The 16,507-nt window shown below is 73.3% G+C and carries 15 protein-coding genes; 2 read left to right on the top strand and 13 right to left on the bottom strand.

Annotated features, from left to right (window positions below; translation table 11 throughout):
- Window positions 1–168 precede the first annotated feature (168 nt).
- Window positions 169–1,029: a 3-hydroxybutyryl-CoA dehydrogenase gene (locus ASD33_RS28075; protein WP_056566507.1), complete on the top strand. Its 861-nt coding sequence runs from the start codon at window positions 169–171 to the stop codon at window positions 1,027–1,029.
- 106 nt (window positions 1,030–1,135) lie between these two features.
- On the opposite strand, the gene ASD33_RS28070 is transcribed toward ASD33_RS28075, so the two are convergent.
- The 10 genes from ASD33_RS28070 to infC all read right to left on the bottom strand — a co-directional run bounded on the left by ASD33_RS28070 (window position 1,136) and on the right by infC (window position 12,488).
- Window positions 1,136–1,666 carry an NUDIX hydrolase gene (locus ASD33_RS28070; RefSeq protein WP_199863601.1) on the bottom strand — a complete coding sequence of 177 codons (531 nt, stop codon included), beginning with the start codon at window positions 1,664–1,666 and terminating at the stop codon, window positions 1,136–1,138.
- Window positions 1,667–1,728: 62 nt separating this feature from the next.
- Window positions 1,729–3,069, bottom strand: coding sequence for a hypothetical protein (locus ASD33_RS28065; protein ID WP_056566502.1), 1,341 nt, complete (start codon window positions 3,067–3,069; stop codon window positions 1,729–1,731).
- Window positions 3,070–3,388: 319 nt separating this feature from the next.
- A complete protein-coding gene (locus ASD33_RS28060) occupies window positions 3,389–4,456 on the bottom strand; it encodes a PP2C family protein-serine/threonine phosphatase (RefSeq protein WP_056566499.1) in 1,068 nt (355 codons plus the stop codon).
- Window positions 4,457–4,744: 288 nt separating this feature from the next.
- Entirely contained in the window at window positions 4,745–7,273 is a 2,529-nt protein-coding gene (pheT, locus tag ASD33_RS28055; protein WP_056566496.1) for a phenylalanine--tRNA ligase subunit beta, read from the bottom strand.
- Window positions 7,273–8,400 carry a phenylalanine--tRNA ligase subunit alpha gene (gene pheS, locus ASD33_RS28050; protein ID WP_056566493.1) on the bottom strand — a complete coding sequence of 376 codons (1,128 nt, stop codon included), beginning with the start codon at window positions 8,398–8,400 and terminating at the stop codon, window positions 7,273–7,275. Before pheS ends, pheT begins: the two co-directional genes overlap by 1 nt.
- A 158-nt stretch (window positions 8,401–8,558) precedes the next feature.
- Window positions 8,559–9,830 (bottom strand): ATP-binding protein, encoded by a 1,272-nt coding sequence (locus tag ASD33_RS28045; protein WP_056566490.1) that lies wholly within the window; start codon window positions 9,828–9,830, stop codon window positions 8,559–8,561.
- Window positions 9,831–9,911: 81 nt separating this feature from the next.
- On the bottom strand, window positions 9,912–10,751 hold the full coding sequence (locus tag ASD33_RS28040) for an RNA methyltransferase (protein ID WP_056566488.1): 840 nt from the start codon (window positions 10,749–10,751) through the stop codon (window positions 9,912–9,914).
- 173 nt (window positions 10,752–10,924) lie between these two features.
- On the bottom strand, window positions 10,925–11,311 hold the full coding sequence (gene rplT, locus ASD33_RS28035) for a 50S ribosomal protein L20 (RefSeq protein ID WP_056566486.1): 387 nt from the start codon (window positions 11,309–11,311) through the stop codon (window positions 10,925–10,927).
- A 106-nt stretch (window positions 11,312–11,417) separates the two neighbouring features.
- Window positions 11,418–11,612 (bottom strand): 50S ribosomal protein L35, encoded by a 195-nt coding sequence (gene rpmI, locus ASD33_RS28030; RefSeq protein WP_015032399.1) that lies wholly within the window; start codon window positions 11,610–11,612, stop codon window positions 11,418–11,420.
- A gap of 123 nt (window positions 11,613–11,735) precedes the next feature.
- Window positions 11,736–12,488 carry a translation initiation factor IF-3 gene (gene infC, locus ASD33_RS28025; RefSeq protein ID WP_079045063.1) on the bottom strand — a complete coding sequence of 251 codons (753 nt, stop codon included), beginning with the start codon at window positions 12,486–12,488 and terminating at the stop codon, window positions 11,736–11,738.
- Between the two features lie 287 nt (window positions 12,489–12,775).
- Between infC and ASD33_RS28020 the strand changes: the two genes are divergently transcribed.
- Complete coding sequence (locus ASD33_RS28020) at window positions 12,776–13,168, top strand: DUF1844 domain-containing protein (protein WP_056566478.1); 393 nt, start codon at window positions 12,776–12,778, stop codon at window positions 13,166–13,168.
- A 7-nt stretch (window positions 13,169–13,175) separates the two neighbouring features.
- Here the strand turns inward: ASD33_RS28020 and ASD33_RS28015 are convergent, their stop codons facing one another.
- The 3 genes from ASD33_RS28015 to ASD33_RS28005 all read right to left on the bottom strand — a co-directional run bounded on the left by ASD33_RS28015 (window position 13,176) and on the right by ASD33_RS28005 (window position 16,307).
- Complete coding sequence (locus ASD33_RS28015) at window positions 13,176–13,907, bottom strand: SseB family protein (RefSeq protein WP_056566473.1); 732 nt, start codon at window positions 13,905–13,907, stop codon at window positions 13,176–13,178.
- Between the two features lie 106 nt (window positions 13,908–14,013).
- Entirely contained in the window at window positions 14,014–15,189 is a 1,176-nt protein-coding gene (mycP, locus tag ASD33_RS28010) for a type VII secretion-associated serine protease mycosin (protein WP_056566469.1), read from the bottom strand.
- Window positions 15,186–16,307, bottom strand: a complete 1,122-nt coding sequence (locus ASD33_RS28005; RefSeq protein WP_277922102.1) for a hypothetical protein — start codon at window positions 16,305–16,307, stop codon at window positions 15,186–15,188. Before ASD33_RS28005 ends, mycP begins: the two co-directional genes overlap by 4 nt.
- Between the last annotated feature and the right edge of the window lie 200 nt (window positions 16,308–16,507).

Genomic DNA, 16,507 nt, shown 5'->3' with positions numbered 1-16,507 from the left:
GTACCCCTCCTGTGTCGGATACGTCACACGCACCCGGACAGCATGCCCGCCCCGGACGATCGATCATCGGTTAATGAGCGGTAACGTCGTGGGGTCGAGGCGGACACACCGGAATCACACGGGCCCCCGCCGCCAGAGAAGAGCGAAAGGCACGAGGTGACGGACTCCATGGCCGACATTGAGCGCGTCGGAGTGGTGGGCTGCGGCCAGATGGGCGCGGGCATCGCAGAGGTGTGTGCCCGGAGCGGCCTTGAGGTGAAGGTCGCCGAGACCACCGGCGAGGCGCTGGAGATCGGCCGCACACGGCTCTACAACTCGCTGGCCAAGGCCGCCGAACGCGGCAAGATCAGCGAGGAGGAGCGGGACGCGACGCTCGCGCGCCTCAGCTTCACCACCGACCTCGGCGAGTTCGCCGACCGTGACCTCGTCATCGAGGCGGTCGTGGAGAACGAGCAGGTCAAGACCGAGATCTTCCAGGTGCTCGACCAGGTGATGACCCGCCCGGACGCCATCCTGGCCTCGAACACCTCCTCCATCCCGCTGGTGAAGCTGGCCGTGGCGACCTCCCGCCCCGACATGGTCATCGGCATCCACTTCTTCAACCCGGCCCCGGTGCAGAAGCTCGTCGAGCTGATCCCGGCCCTCACCACCTCCGAGGGCACGATCAGCCGGGCGCAGGCCTTCGCCGAGAAGACGCTCGGGAAGCACGCCATCCGCGCGCAGGACCGTTCCGGTTTCGTGGTCAACGCGCTGCTGGTGCCGTACCTGCTCTCCGCGATCCGGATGTTCGAGTCGGGCATCGCCAGCCGCGACGACATCGACAACGGCATGGAGTTCGGCTGCGCCCACCCGATGGGCCCGCTGAAGCTCTCGGACCTGATCGGTCTGGACACGATCGCGTCGATCGCCGACTCGATGTACGCCGAGTTCAAGGAGCCGCTGTACGCCGCTCCCCCGCTGCTCCAGCGCATGGTGGACGCGGGCCGGCTCGGCCGGAAGTCGGGCTCGGGCTTCTACCCGTACCCCTGATCCCTCCCCCCGGCGCACTCCGCGCCCGTCCGGACGGCCCGTACACCCGCACAGGTACGGGCCGTCCGGCGTCTGCGGGACCCGGCCGGTCGGCCGGGCCGGCCGGTCAGCCGAGCCGCAGATGGTGGAGCATCAGCAGTCCGGCGGCCATGTTGGCGGCCGGGATCTCGCCCCGGGCGATCATGTCCGGGACCTGTTTGAGCGGGACCCAGGCCCGCCGCGAGGACTCGAAGTCGTCCTGCGGCGGTCCGGTGTACGTGGCCTCCTCGGACCAGTACAGGTGGTGCCGGGCGTCGGTGAGGCCGTTGGACGGTTCGACGGTGAGGAGATGGCGCAGCGGCCCCGGCCGCCAGCCGGTCTCCTCCTCCATCTCGCGGGCGGCCGCCTTCTCGACGTCCTCCCCGTCCTCGACGACACCGGCGGCCAGTTCCCAGCCCCAGCTGTCGGTGATGAAGCGGTGGCGCCAGAGCATCAGGACTTCGTCGGCTTCGTTGACCGCCGTGGCGACGGCGACCGGACGGAGCCGGATCAGATAGTGGTCGAGGTGGCGGCCGTCCGGGAGTTCGACGTCCGCGAGGTTCACTTGGAACCAGCGATTCTCATACACAGAGCGTTCGCTCAGTTTCGTCCACTGCACGTTCTTGCCACCTTCCGACTGGTCGGTGCTTGTTTGGTGGCAATATCGCAGCAGTTCGAGGCTCACAGGGGAACGCGCAACGTCCCGTCGATGAGAGCCGCCGCGTCCCGGGCCTCACCCCCGCCACTCGCGAGCAGCCGCGCCCGGACCTGCCGCAGCCGGTCCCGCAGCCGCCGCGACTCCATCCCCCGCGCCCGCTCCGTCATCTCGACCGCCGTGCGCGCCGCCGCGTCCGACTCCCCCTGGCTCAGCTGGATCTGGCACAGCATCGCGAGCCGGTGCACCCGGCCCCGGTCGTGCGAGGGGGTCCCCACCGCCGTCGACGCGTGCTCGTGGGCGGCCGAGAGATCACCCAGACCGAGGAGCGCCTCGGCGACCTGGACGTTGACGAACCCCGGCTGGACATAACCGGTCTCGGCCGGCTCCTCCCCCGGGCTGATCCGCTCCGCCGCCGTCTCGGCCCGCCGGATGCAGGCCAGCGCGGCGACGCCGTCGCCCAGATGCGCGTACGCCTTCGCCTGCATCGCCGTCAGATCGGCGGCGAGCGCCGGGGTGATCTGCCGCCCCGCCGCCCGGAGCGCCGCCTCCGCGAACGCCACCGCCTGCCGGTACTCCCCCATGAACAGCGACTGGTTGACCAGCAGCGCGATCACATAGGCGCCGAGCCCCCGGTCCCCGCTCGCCTTCGCGAGCCGCAGCGCCTGGTGGAAGTAGCGCTGGGCGAGGCCGTGGGCGTCCGCGTCGTAGGCGCAGATGCCCGCCACCGCCACGAGAGCACCGGTGGCACGGTGCAGCCTGCGGCCGAGCGCGTCGCTGTACGAGCCCCGCAGCAGCGGCGCGGTCTCGGAGGTGAGGAAGCCGACGATCCTGGCCCGCGTCGCGATGCCCCCGGCCTTGCGGTACATCTGCTCGTAGTGGGACCGGGCAGCGCTCAGCACGGCGATGTCGGTCTCCGAGACCGAGGTCCGCCCGACCCGGGAGACGTCCATGTCCTCCGGCGGGTTCTCCCACTCCCACACCGGCATCACCGCCGGGGTGCCGGTCACGGCGGGCGCTCCCACTATGTGCGGCCGCTGCTGCTCGTCGGAACGCCACAGCGCGGCCGCCCGCTCCACGAAACCGGAAAGCGGCGAGCCGACCGCCGGCAGCGGTCCGCCCGGCCCCCCGAAGCCGATGTCGTCCAGGGTCACCTGCCGGTGCAGCCGGGCGGCCAGCACCTCGCAGATCAGGTCGGGCACCTGGCCGCGCGGCCGCTGGCCCTTCAGCCAGCGCGCCACGGCGGTGTGTTCGTAACGCAGGGCAAGGCCCCTGGACCGGCCGACCCGGTTCACATGGGCGGCGAGTCCGGCGTTCGAGACGCCCGCTTCGTCGAGCAGGGCGTCGAGCAAGGTGTTGGGCTGCATGGCCGCTCCGGTCGCTCGGTGAACTCAGCGTAGCGGTGGCCGAATTCGTACGGGCCGAACCCGTACGAACCACACCCCTCGACCCGACACCGCTTCCGGCGGTTTCGCACGGGGTGTGAACCAAGTACTCGTTCTTCCGGTCCGCGTACTCTGCCGCGCTCGTCCCCGTACCGGTTGACTGTGCATCTCGCCGCAAGGCGACGACCGGGCCGCCGGCTCCCCCTCGTACAGTGCGGCCGCCCGGTCCGCGTCGCCCGCCCCGCTGATCTGCCCGACACTCCGTGGCGGGGCGGGCGGCGCCGGCCCCGGCCCCCTCCGCTCAGCAGTGGGAGGAGGGGGCGGGCCGGGGGCGGCGCAGCCCGGGTTCGGCGGGCTGCGCCGGAACCCGGACGCGGTCGTTCCGTACGACGAGCAGGGCGACGTCGTCGCCGAGCCGGCCGCCCGTGTGCCGCAGCAGGGCGGTGTGGACGCGGCGGACGAGGGCGGCGGGCGCCTCGCCGGGCGTCCCGGCCAGCGCGGTGTCGAGCGCGAAGAACCGGCCACGCTGGTCACGGGCCTCCTCCGCGCCGTCGGTGTGGAGGACGAGCGTCTCGCCGGGCAGCAGCCGGGCGCCGGTGTACGGGGTGAGCACGGCGGGCAGCGGCAGGACTCCGAGCGGGGGCAAGGGCTCGCCGACCGGAAGCCGTTCCGCCGTCCGCCCGACGCGGTACGGGCCGGGGTGACCGCAGTTGAGGACCGACAGGCGCCCGTCGGGCCCGACCTCCAGGAGCAGCAGCGTCACGAACTCCTCCGCCACGGGATGCTCCGGCGCCGTCCCGGACCGTGCCGGGTGCTCCTCTCCCGCACGCTCGCGGAGGTGCCGCTCCAGGGCCCGTTCCAGCCGGCGCAGCACTCCGCCGAGCTCGGGTTCGTCGTGCGCGGCCTCGCGGAAGCTCCCGAGCACGGCGACCACCGCGCCGAGTGCGGCGAGCCCGTGCCCCCGTACGTCCCCGATGACCATCCGCACCCCGTAGGGGGTGGCGACCGCCTCGTACAGGTCACCGCCGACGGAGGCGCCCCGGGAGGCGGACAACTGCCCGGCGGCCAGCGCGAGTCCGTCGATCCGGGCGGGCGGCGGACGCAGCAGGACCCGTTGCGTGGCGACCGCGACGGCCCGCACCCGGGCCAGCTCGCGGACGAGCCCCCACCGGAGTCCCAGGACCAGACCGATGCCGACGGTGAGGAAGACGACGCTGGTGGCGATCCGCATGGGCAGCCCCGGCTGCCGGGCCAGCGGACAGCCGAACTTCCATGCCACGGCCACCGCACCCCATGTGGCGGGAAGAACGAGCGGGGCCAGCCGGCGGAGCCGGGAGCCATCGGAGACCAACGACCTCGTACGGATCATGCACGGCCCTTCCCGAGCCCCGCCAGCGCCCGAAGGCCCTGCGGCCCACAGGTGTCCGCCCCTGCGGCCGCGTCGATTCTGCCGACCGCGCACCCCACCACGGAACACCCCCCGACGATCTCACCCGAAGGAGTGACCGCCCCCACCCCGCCGCCCTCCGCCAGGGCTCCGCCACGCGAACGGGCGTACCGGTCCCGTCCGTACGTTTGTCGACGGCAGGGTCCGGGAACGACGGAGGGCCGCCCCGGGGATTCCCGGGGCGGCCCTCCTTCCTGTCGTGCTCGCCGGTCAGGCGCCGCGCAGGGTGGCGCCCGTGCGTTCGGTCGCCAGGGCGACGGCCGCGTCTCGGGCCGCGCTGGCCTCGTCGACCGTGAGGGTGCGGTCCGGGGCGCGGAACTTCAGGGCGTACGCCAGGGACTTGGTGCCCTCGTCGAGCTGGTCGCCGGTGTAGACGTCGAACAGCCGGACGGACTCCAGGAGTTCGCCCGCGCCCTCGCGGAGGGCGGCCTCGACCTCGGCGGCCGGGACCTCGCCCGCGACGACCAGGGCGACGTCCTGGGTGGCCACCGGGAAGGAGGAGATACGGGGGGCCTTGAGCGGGCCCTCGTTCGCCTTCTCCAGGAGGTCCAGGTCGATCTCCATCGCGCAGGTGCGGGCCGGCAGACCGAAGGCCTTGACCACGCGCGGGTGGAGCTCGCCGGCGTGGCCGACGAGGACCTTCTCGCCGTCCACCTCGACGTGGAACGCGGCGCAGCGGCCCGGGTGCCACGGGGCGTGCAGGTCGGCGCTGATGATCAGCTCGACCCCGGCCTCGGCGGCCACGGTCCGGCCGGCCTCGATCGCGTCCGCCCAGTCGGACGGGCGGCCCTTGCCCCACCAGCCGGCCTGCTCGCGCGCACCGGCGAGGACGACGGCGGCGCGGCGCGGCTGCGCGGGCAGCGCGGCGTTGACCTCGGCGATCTCCTCGTCGGTCGGACGCCGGTCGACGCCGAGACGGACGGCGACGCCGGGCGCGCCCTCGGGCCGGAAGACCAGACCCGTCTCGAAGAGCGCCAGGTCGTGGCTGCCGCGGCTGTCGTTGCGGCGGAGCGCGCCGAGCAGGCCCGGGAGCAGCGTCGTACGGAGCGCGGGCTCCTCGTCCGAGAGCGGGTTGACCAGCTTCACGAGGCGGCGACGGGCGTCGTCCGCGTCGAGGCCGAGGTTGTCGAGGGCCTGCTCGCCGATGAACGGGTAGTTCAGGGCCTCGACGTATCCGGCGCCGGCCAGGGCGCGGCCCACCCGGCGGTGGTTGCGCTGGCGCTCGGTGAGCCCGCGGCCGGCCGGGGGCTTCGGCAGGGTGGAGGGCAGGTTCTCGTAGCCCTCCAGCCGGATGACCTCTTCGGCGAGGTCGTTGGGCTCGTTGAGGTCGGGGCGCCACGAGGGCACGGTGACGACGAGCTCGTCCTGGCCGTAGACGTCGCAGCCGACCTCCTGGAGGCGGCGGACGACGGTCTCGCGGCCGTAGTCGACGCCCGCGACCTTGTCCGGGTGGTTCGCCGGCAGGGTGATCGTGCGCGGCGCGGACGGGGCGCTGATCTCGGTGACGCCGGCCTCGGCCGTACCGCCCGCGAGCAGGACGAGCAGGTCGACGGTGCGCTGCGCGGCGGCGGCCCCGGCCTGCGGGTCGACGCCGCGCTCGAAGCGCTTGGACGCCTCCGAGGACAGCTTGTGGCGGCGGGCGGTGCGGGCGATCGAGATCGGGTCGAAGTGCGCGGCCTCGATGACGACCTCGGAGGTGCCGGTGATGTAGCCGGTCTCCGGGTCGGTCTCGGGGTCGGCGATCTCGGTGTTGGCGCCGCCCATGACGCCCGCGATGCCGATCGGGCCGCGGTTGTCGGTGATGACCAGGTCCGCGGCGTCCAGGACGCGCACGGTGCCGTCGAGCGTGGTGATCTTCTCGCCGGCCTCGGCGCGGCGGACCCCGATGGGGCCGTCGAGCCGGTTGCGGTCGTAGGCGTGCAGCGGCTGGCCGAGCTCCAGCATCACGTAGTTGGTGACGTCCACGGCCAGCGAGATCGGGCGCATGCCGGCCTTCTGGAGGCGGCGCTGCAGCCAGATCGGGGAGCGGGCCTCGGGCGCCAGGCCGACGACGGTGCGCGCGGTGAAGCGGTCGCAGCCGATCGGGTCGGTGACCTGGACCGGGTAGCCGTACGAGTTGGGCGCGGGCACGTCGAGGAGCGCCGGGTCGCGCAGCGGCAGCCCGTAGGCGGTGGCCGTCTCACGGGCGACGCCGCGCATCGAGAGGCAGTAGCCCCGGTCCGGGGTGACGGCGATGTCGAGGACCTCGTCGAACAGCTCCAGGAGGACCGTGGCGTCGGTGCCGACCTCGTGCTCCGGCGGCAGCACGATGATGCCGTGCGTGCCGTCGTCGCCCATGCCGAGCTCGTCGCCGGAGCAGATCATGCCCCGGGAGACGCGGCCGTACGTCTTGCGCTCGGCGATCCGGAAGTCACCGGGGAGCACGGCGCCGGGCAGCGCCACGACGACCTTGTCGCCGACGGCGAAGTTCCGGGCGCCGCAGATGATCTCCTGGGGCTCGCCGGTGCCGTTGGCCTGCCCGACGTCGACGGTGCAGAAGCGGATGGGCTTCTTGAAGTCCGTCAGCTCCTCGATGGTGAGGACCTTGCCGACCGCCAGCGGGCCGGTGAGGCCTGCGCCGAGCTTCTCGACGGTCTCGACCTCGAGGCCCGCGGAGACGAGTTTGGCCTGGACGTCGCGGCCGGTCTCCGTCGCCGGCAGGTCGACGTACTCCCGCAGCCAAGAAAGCGGGACCCGCATCAGATCTCCATCCCGAACGGCCGGGTGAACCGGACGTCACCCTCGACCATGTCTCGCATGTCGTCGACGTTGTGGCGGAACATCAGCATCCGTTCGATGCCGAACCCGAAGGCGAATCCGCTGTACTTCTCGGGGTCCACACCGCAGGCGACGAGCACCTTCGGGTTGACCATGCCGCAGCCGCCCAGCTCGATCCAGCCCTCGCTGCCGCAGGTGCGGCAGGGGCGGTCCGGGTTGCCGACGGACTCGCCGCGGCAGACGTAGCAGAGCATGTCCATCTCTGCCGACGGCTCGGTGAACGGGAAGAAGTTCGGGCGGAGCCGGGTCTTCATGTCCGGGCCGAAGAGCGCCTGGACCATGTGGTCCAGGGTGCCCTTGAGGTCGGCCATCGTCAGGCCCTCGTCGACGGCGAGCAGCTCGATCTGGTGGAAGACCGGGGTGTGCGTGGCGTCGAGCTCGTCGGTGCGGTAGACGCGGCCGGGGCACACGACGTAGACCGGGGGCTCCCGGTCGATGAGCGTGCGGGCCTGGACCGGCGACGTGTGGGTGCGCAGCACGACGCCGGACTCGTCGCCCGTGGTGCCTTCCGGCCCCTCGACGAAGAAGGTGTCCTGCATCTGGCGCGCCGGGTGGTCCGGGACGAAGTTGAGGGCGTCGAAGTTGAACCACTCCGCCTCGACCTCGGGGCCCTCGGCGACCTCGTACCCCATGGAGACGAAGACGTCGGAGACGCGCTCCATGAGCGTGGTCAGCGGGTGCCGGGCACCGGCCGGGACGCGGTCGTACGGCAGGGTGACGTCGACGGCCTCCTCGACCAGGACGCGCGCGTCGCGCTCGGCCTCCAGCTCGGTCTGCCGGGCGGCGAGCGCCTTGGAGACGGCACCGCGGGCCTGGCCCACGATCTTGCCGGCGGCGGCCTTGGCCTGCGGGGGCAGGGCGCCGATCTCCCGGTTGGCGAGCGCCAGCGGCGAGGTGCCACCGGTGTGCGCGGTCTTCGCCTGCGCGAGCGCGTCGAGGTCGCCCGCGGCGGCGAAGGCGGCGAGCGCCTCGTCCCGCATGCGCTCGATCTCTTCCGGTTTCAGTGCCTCGACCTCAACCGGGTCGTACGACTTATTGGGTGCGGACATCTCTTCCCGTGCTTCCGTTGGCTTGGCTGGGCGCGGCCCCGCTCGACGTCAAGGGCGCAAACGTGCCAAAGGACGAGTCTAACGGGGCGCGGGGACGCGAATGAGCCCGTGGGCGGGCCGGCGGCTCCTGATCTCGTACGGTCTCGCCTGCTGAGACGTCAGAGGAGGTGGGCCGGGGTGCCGACGGGCAGGATAAATCGGAACTCGGCCCCGCCTCGGGGGCCCCTGCCGACGGTGATGGTGCCGCCGTGGGCCTCGACGACGCCCTTGACGATGTAGAGGCCGAGTCCGGTGCCGCCGCGTTTGCTGCCCCGCCAGAAGCGGGTGAAGACGCGGTTCATCGACTCCTCGGGGATGCCGGGGCCTTCGTCGCTCACGGTGACCTCCGTCCCCTCTTCTCCGTCGTCGCACGTCGTGGCGGGTGCCACCTCGATGGTGACGGTTCCGTCGCCGTGGCGCACCGCGTTTTCCAGGAGGTTGCCGAGGATCTGGTCGATCTTGTCGGGATCGGCCCAGAGCGGGGGCAGTCCCGGCCTGATGCGGACGAAGAAGCGGTCGGGTGACTGGCCTGCCGTGGTGTGCACCTGGACGTGCCGGCCGACGGCGGCGGCGATGTCCACGGGCTGGCGGCGGACTTCGAGCCGTCCCGAGTCGATCCGGGAGATGTCGAGGAGTTCCGCGATGAGGCGCTTGATGCGGCCCGCGTCGGCGTCGACGGTCTCCAGCATCAGCCGCTTCTGCTCGTCGTTGAACCGCTCCCACTTGCCGAGGAGGGTGGCGGTGAAGCCCTTGACGGAGGTGAGCGGGGAGCGCAGTTCGTGGGCGACGGTGGCGATGAGTTCGGCGTGGCTGCGTTCGGTGCGGCGGCGGGCCTCGGTGCCGCGCAGGCAGACCACGACCCGGCGGACGGGTCCCGTGGGGTGTTCGCGGAGGTACGTGGCGGAGACGAGGACCTCGCGCCCGCCGGGCAGCAGCAGATTGCGCTCGGGCTGGCCGCGCCGGGTGGCGAGTCCCCCGTAGGGGTCGGTCAGGGCCCACCAGCGGCGTCCCTTGAGGTCTTCGAGGGGCAGTGCCTCGTCGAGGGGGAGGCCGAGGACCCGGTCGCCGGGGACGGCGGTGATGCGTCGGGCGGCGGCGTTGAAGCAGACGACGCGGCCGGTCTCGTCGGCGACGACGAGTCCGTCGGGGAGGTCGTCGGGGTGGACCCCGGCGAGTCCGGTGGTCTCGGCCGCGCCCGGCGGCGCCTGGGTGCCGGGCGGTTCGGGGGCGTCGCCGGACGGTTCACGGGTGCCCTGCGGTTCCGGTGTGCCCGGCGGTGCTTCGGCGCCCGGCGGGCCTGGGACGCCCGGTGGTTCCGGCGCGCCCGGCTGTTCCGGGGCGTGCGGCGCGGCGCTCCGTGCCTGTGCGGGACTGTCCGTGCCGACCGTCATCCCCGTACCCCACCCCTCCGTGTAGCGCAGTGGGCCCCCGAGTGCGTCACTCTACTGGGCGGGGGCGGCGGAATGGACCCCTCAGGCGGAGGTTCGGGGACGCTGGGCGCGGGCGGAGGCGTACAGGCAGACCGCGGCGGCGGTGGCGAGGTTGAGGCTCTCGGCCTTGCCGTGGATGGGGACGCGGACGACGGCGTCGGCGAGGGCGCGGGTCTCCTCGGGCAGCCCCCAGGCCTCGTTGCCGAAGATCCAGGCGGTGGGCCCGCCCATGGCGCCGGCGTCCAGCTCGGCGTCGAGGTCGTCCTCGCCCGCCCCGTCGGCGGCGAGGACGCGCACGCCCGCGCCCTTCAGTCCGGCGACGGCCTGCTCGACGGGGACGCCCACGGCCACCGGAAGGTGGAAGAGGGAGCCGACGGAGGCGCGCACGGACTTGGGGTTGTAGAGGTCGACGGAGGCGTCGGTGAGGACGACGGCGTCGGCGCCGGCCGCGTCGGCGCAGCGCAGCACCGTGCCGGCGTTCCCGGGGTCGCGTACGTGGGCGAGGACGGCGACCAGCTTGGGCCGGGCGGCGATGATGTCCTCGAACGGCGAGTCGAGGAACCGGCAGACGCCGACGAGCCCCTGCGGGGTGACGGTCTGCGAGACCTCGGCGAGGACGGTGTCCGCGGCGTAGTGGACGCGGGCTCCGGCGGCGCGGGCGGCGTCGACGATGGCGCCGTACCGCTCGGCGGCCTCGACGGTGGTGAAGAGCTCGACGAGGGTGGGCTCACCGGTGGAGCCGCGGTGCTCGACGGCCTCGCGGACGGCCTGTGGGCCCTCGGCGATGAAGAGGCGGTCCTTGCCCCGGAAGTTGCGCTTGGCGAGCCGCCGGGCGGCGACGACGCGCGGGGAACGCGGGGAGATCAGCTCGGGGGTGACCATGAGGTGCGGCGGTTCTCTCTTCGGGGCCGGGTGGCTTCGGGGTCCGGGGACGTCGCGGCCGTACGGGGCCGGGAACGTCGGGGTCCGGTGCGTGCGTCAGGGGGCGGACGCACCCGGACCCGCAGACGCGAGCGCGCCTGCGGGTCCGGGCAGAGGTACTGCGGCCTGGAAGATCAGGCGGCGACCTTCGGGGCGTTGACGTCGGCCGGGAGGGCCTTCTGCGCGACCTCGACCAGCGCGGCGAACGCGTTGATGTCGTTGACGGCCAGCTCGGCGAGGATCTTGCGGTCCACCTCGATGTTGGCGGCCTTCAGACCCTGGATGAGGCGGTTGTACGTCATGCCGTTCTGGCGGGCAGCGGCGTTGATGCGCTGGATCCACAGCTGACGGAAGTCGCCCTTGCGCTTCTTGCGGTCGTTGTAGTTGTAGACCAGCGAGTGGGTGACCTGCTCCTTGGCCTTGCGGTACAGGCGCGAACGCTGACCGCGGTAGCCGGAGGCCGCCTCGAGGATCGCCCGGCGCTTCTTGTGGGCGTTGACTGCCCGCTTGACGCGTGCCACTTGTTAACTCCTTGTAGCGGGGTCGTGGTTGGACTCACACGACCCGAAAAACGAATGGGTCCCGGACCTGGCCGGAAGCCCTCGTCGCCGAGGGCGGGTGATCAGATCAGATGCCCAGCATCTTCTTGATCTTGGCCGCGTCGCCCGGGGCCATCTCCGCGTTGCCGGTGAGGCGACGGGTCAGCTTGGACGACTTGTGCTCGAGCAGGTGGCGCTTGCCGGCGCGCTCGCGCAGGATCTTGCCGGAGCCGGTGACCTTGAAGCGCTTCTTGGCACCGGAGTGCGTCTTGTTCTTCGGCATCGCGCCGTATCTCCTCGTCAGTGGCGCTCCCCCCGGTGCGGGCACCGGACGTCCGGGAGCGTCAATTCTTCGTGTGGTGGTTCGGGGCGGGGCCCGGGGCTGCCTGGATGGCAGCCCGCAGGGTCACGCCTCGGGGGTCTCGGCCGGAGCCTCGACGGCCTCGGCCTCGACGACCTCGGTCGCCTCGACCTCGGTCTCGGCGGCCGGAGCCTCGGACGTCTCGTCGGAGGAGACGCCCTGACGCTCGGCCTTGCGCGCGGCCTGGGCCTCACGCGCCTCGGCCATGGCCTCGGTCTTCTTCTTGTGCGGGCCGAGAACCATGATCATGTTCCGGCCGTCCTGCTTCGGGTTGGACTCGATGAAGCCAAGCTCCTCGACGTCCGACGCCAGCCGCTGCAGCAGCCGGAATCCAAGCTCGGGGCGGGACTGCTCACGACCACGGAACATGATCGTGATCTTGACCTTGTCACCCTGCTTGAGGAACCGGACGACGTGACCCTTCTTGGTGTCGTAGTCGTGCGGGTCGATCTTCGGCCGGAGCTTCATCTCCTTGATGACCGTGTGCGCCTGGTTCTTGCGCGCCTCACGGGCCTTCATGGCCGACTCGTACTTGAACTTCCCGTAGTCCATGAGCTTGCACACGGGCGGACGGGCGTTCGCCGCGACCTCGACCAGGTCGAGGTCGTACTCCTGTGCGAGCTCCAGGGCCTTGGCAAGCGGAACAATCCCGACCTGCTCGCCGCTGGGTCCGACAAGTCGCACCTCGGGAACGCGAATCCTGTCGTTGATGCGGGGCTCGGCGCTGATGGATCCTCCTCGGTAGCACCACGCGACCGCCTGGCGGACGGACGCGCAACGTCTGTTTTCTGAGACCAACCGAGCCGGAGCATGAAAAAAGCCCCGGACGGGACACAGGCGGGGCTCCAAAGAAATACCGGAACACCACCACGGTCTACCGCGGGGCGCACATCGGGCGGCTCCAATCGTCCGTACGGAACGATGGGCGCCACCTGACCGGTGACCCGCCACCCGCGAGGGTGGTCAGGTGGGAGTACGGAGCCTCCACTTGTGGGCCGGGCACACACGTGTCCGGCCGGTCATTACACAAGGTTAGCAGGACCCGGCGGTCGGCGCTAACCGAGGACCGGCATATCGTATGAGGCATGAGCGAGACGCCCCAGAACGAGTCCCCGGACTCCCCCGACTCCGACTCCGCCGAGTCCCCCGATTTCGACGCCATGACCCGCGACATCGCGGAGGTCCCCGCCGTCGAGGTGATCGTGACCGTCGCCGTCAACCTGATGAGCGCCGCCGCGGTGAAGCTCGGGCTCACCGAGGAGGGCGACAAGTACAAGGACCTCGACGAGGCCCGCAAGCTGGTGCACGCCCTCGCGGGTCTGCTGGACGCCGGCGCGACGGAGGTCTCCTCCTTCCACGCCGCTCCCCTGCGGGACGGCCTGAAGTCCCTCCAGCTCGCCTTCCGCGAGGCCTCCCTGGTCCCGGACGAGCCGGGCCAGGGGCCGGGCGAGAAGTACACCGGACCGGTGTACGGCTAGAGGTTTCCTACCGCTTCACGTAGAAGGGCTCGCCCGGAGGGGTGGCCGAGGCCGGCAGCAGTGCCAGGTCGAGGCCCCGCACCAGGCGGGCCCTCAGTGTTTCGTCGGCCGCCAGGGCGCGGGCGACGCGCTGGGCGGCCTCCGCCGGGGAGGTGTCCCCGTCGAGGACCAGGGCGAGCGTTCCGTCGGCGGCGCCCGGACCCAGGTGGGCGCTGAGCACGGCGGGCTCGGCGGCTACGGCGGCCCGTACCGCTTCCCGTACGGCGGGGTCGTCGAGCGGGTCGGCGCTGGAGCGGCCCTCGGCGAGGGCGAGCAGCGCCGGTCCCGCCAGCTGGTACGGCACCGGGCCCGCGAGGTCCAGGACGAGCGTGTCCGCCTTCTCGTGCGCGAGGGCCTGGAGCGCCTGCGGCAGCGGTACGGCCACCGGCCGGGCCGCCGGGTCCCACAGGGCGAGCGAGGCGATCGAGGTGAAGGCGGGCAGGGCGCGCCGGTCGCCGGCCGTGAGGGTGGGGACCGCCATGTCGCTGGTCTTCTCGCGGCGCAGGCCGTTCTCGTCGGTCTCGACCTCGCCGAGGACGGCGACCACGGGGACGAGCAGCCGGGCGTCGCGCAGGGCTTCCAGGACGGGGCCGTGGGCGGTTCTGTCCTCCGCCCAGGCCGCGAGGGCCGCGGCGAGCCGCGGGTCGGCGGTGCCGTCGTCGTCGGAGAAACCGGGGTCCGGAATGTTCTTGAGCGCCACGCACCGAGCCTAACGGTCCCCCTGGAAGGTCCGGGCCGCCGGGTCCTCGGGAGGTCCGGTGGGGCCGCTTCGGTGGCCGGGAGGTGTGGTGGGGCCGCTTCGGTGGTCAGGAGGTCCGGTGGGCGCGGCGCAGGACGACGGCGGTCAGGAGCAGCAGGGCGCCGAGGCCGCCCGCGAGGGGGGCGAGCAGGCCGATGGGGCGGCTCTCCTCGGCGGGGGGCAGCGGTCCGGGGCCGAAGTACCGCCCCCGATAGCCGGAACTCGTGGCCTTGGGGTCGCCGCCCTTGATCTTCCCGCCGGCGGCGATCGCGGCGGCCGGGTCGATCGTCCCGTACCCCTTCGAGTCGCTGCGGCCCCCCTTCGGCCGGCTGCGGACGGTGTCGATGAGCAGCCGCTTGACCTGCGCCGGGGTGAGGTCGGGGTGCGCGGCGCGGACGAGGGCGACGGATCCGGAGACGAAGGCGGCGGCGGCGCTGGTGCCCCAGCCCTCGTAGTAGCGGCGGTCGGGGTCCGCGATGGCGATGTCGACGCCGGGGGCGCTGACGGTGGCGTACCAGCGGCGGGTGGAGAAGGAGGCGTGGGTGCCGTAGCGGTCGACGGCGGCGACGGCGATGACACCGGGGTAGGCGGCCGGGTAGGAGACGTGGTCGCCCTTCTCGCCGCCGTTGCCCGCGGAGGCGACGACCGAGACGCCCTTCCGCAGGGCGTACTGGACGGCCGCGTCCTCGCCCGCGTCGGGGTGGGCGGACTCGGAGTCGTCGCCGAGGGAGAGGTTGATGACGTCGGCGCCGTGGTCGGCGGCCCAGCGGATGCCCTCGGCGAGGGCCGTGCCGCGGGCCTTGCGGGCCTTGTCGCGGGCCTTGTCGGTGCTCTCCAGGATCACCCGCACGGGGAGGATCCGGGCGTCGGGGGCGATACCGAGGACACCGTCCTCGCCGCCGGGACCGTGGCCGTGACCGGCGATGATGCCGGCCATCGCGGTGCCGTGCCGGGCCCAGGAACGGTCGCCCCGGGAGGCACCGAAGCCGATGAGGTCGCGGCCGGGCAGCACCGAGCCCTCCAGGTCCGGGTGCTCGGTGTCGACCCCGGTGTCGAGGACGGCGACGGTGATGCCCTCGCCCTTGGTGGTGCGCCAGGCCTCCGTGGTGTGGAGGGCTTCGAGTCCCCACTGCCGGTCCCGGATGGCGTCGGCGTACGCGGGCGCGGTGACGGCGGGCAGGACGGAGAAGGCGGCGGCGAGCAGGACGGCGGCGGGGACGCGGAGGCGGGTGGTCCGGGTCACCTGGCGTTCTCCCGCTCGGTCATCGCGGCGACGGTCGCGCGCAGCTGCTGTTCGAGCCGGAGGGTGATGCCCTTGGCCTCGTGGCCGAGGCCGGACTGCGCGACCGCGTCGGTACGGCCCTTGGCCATGGCCGCCTCGGCGGGCTGCGGGCGGTCGACGGGCCGGCCGTCGGCGAAGCCGGAGACGGCGGTGACGACGACGGGGAGGTCGGCGGGGGCGGCCAGCCACCAGCTGGCGCGCTGCGGGGCGCCGAAGCGGGCCGCGACGGTGCCGGGCCCCGCGAGAGCCGGCGGGACGTCCGCGCCGAGGCGGGTGGTGAGACCGGGGCCGAGGGTGCGCTGGGCGGCGGCGTCGGCGCGGGTGAAGACCAGGCCGACGGTGATCACGCTGCTGGCGGTGGCGTCGGTGTACGTCGCGCGCAGGACGCGCTCGCAGCCGAGCGGCCGGAGGGTGGCGAGCAGGCCCTTGGCGAGGACGGCGGGCGAGCAGGCGGCGTCCGGGGCGACGACGATCCGGGTCCAGGTGCGTCCCGCTCCGCCGGGGCCGCCGGCGGAGCCGACGAGGGTGCGGGGGAAGAGGTTGTCGACGGGGGCGTTGTGCCACAGCTCCTTGGCCTCCGCGTACCCCGGGGGTTCGGCGGGCGCTCCGGGCTCGGCGGCGGCCAGCCACGTACCGGCGAGGGCGCCCCCGATGAGTCCGACGCCGAGCACGGCGCAGACGGCGACGGCGACGAGCCGCCCGACGCTCCGCTCCCGCACGGGCCGGAGCCGCGTGGTGGTCTCGACGGGGGCCTCGGGGGGCAGCGGGAAGGGGGTGCGGGCGGCGTGCGGGTGCGGGCCGGGGGCGGCATGAGCGCCGTGGATGTGGGCGGCGGTGGGCCGGGGGTGGCCGTACGGGGCGGCGGGGGGCCGGGAGGGACGGACGGGGGCCGGGAGCGGGGCGGTGGGGGCGCGGCCGGAACCGGCGGGCGTCGGATCGGATGCGCCCGGTGCCGGGGCGGTGGCCCGGGTGGCGCCCGTCGCGGGACCGCTCGGTCGTACGGGACCGGTGGCGGGCGGCAACGGGGCGGCGGCGGGGTGGGGGGCGGTGCCGGGGCTCGTGGCGGGCCGGGGTGGCACGGAGCGCGGCGGGGCGGGCGTCGCCGTACCCCCGGAAGCCGAGGCCGAGCGAGGCGGAAGGAACGGCGCGGCGCCGACCGGCGCGGACACCGGACGGGGCGGCACGGCGCCCGCGGGGTCGGACGCCCGACCGGGACGCGCAGCGCCCGCCGACGCGGGCATCGCCGGACCGCCGGAAGCCGACCCCGGCGTCGCCGGAC

The sequence above is a fragment of the Streptomyces sp. Root1304 genome, assembly GCF_001426405.1.
Lineage (GTDB): Bacteria > Actinomycetota > Actinomycetes > Streptomycetales > Streptomycetaceae > Streptomyces.
Note: the sequence above shows the minus strand (reverse complement) of the source record. Positions and strands in the feature narration are given on the sequence as shown.

Coding starts and splice junctions, on each gene's coding strand:
- ASD33_RS28060 (WP_056566499.1), bottom strand. CDS start 4,456: ATGATCCGTACGAGGTCGTTGGTCTCCGATGGCTCCCGGCTCCGCCGG.
- pheS (WP_056566493.1), bottom strand. CDS start 8,400: ATGTCCGCACCCAATAAGTCGTACGACCCGGTTGAGGTCGAGGCACTG.
- ASD33_RS28020 (WP_056566478.1), top strand. CDS start 12,776: ATGAGCGAGACGCCCCAGAACGAGTCCCCGGACTCCCCCGACTCCGAC.
- ASD33_RS28045 (WP_056566490.1), bottom strand. CDS start 9,830: ATGACGGTCGGCACGGACAGTCCCGCACAGGCACGGAGCGCCGCGCCG.
- ASD33_RS28075 (WP_056566507.1), top strand. CDS start 169: ATGGCCGACATTGAGCGCGTCGGAGTGGTGGGCTGCGGCCAGATGGGC.
- pheT (WP_056566496.1), bottom strand. CDS start 7,273: ATGCGGGTCCCGCTTTCTTGGCTGCGGGAGTACGTCGACCTGCCGGCG.
- ASD33_RS28065 (WP_056566502.1), bottom strand. CDS start 3,069: ATGCAGCCCAACACCTTGCTCGACGCCCTGCTCGACGAAGCGGGCGTC.
- rpmI (WP_015032399.1), bottom strand. CDS start 11,612: ATGCCGAAGAACAAGACGCACTCCGGTGCCAAGAAGCGCTTCAAGGTC.
- ASD33_RS28040 (WP_056566488.1), bottom strand. CDS start 10,751: ATGGTCACCCCCGAGCTGATCTCCCCGCGTTCCCCGCGCGTCGTCGCC.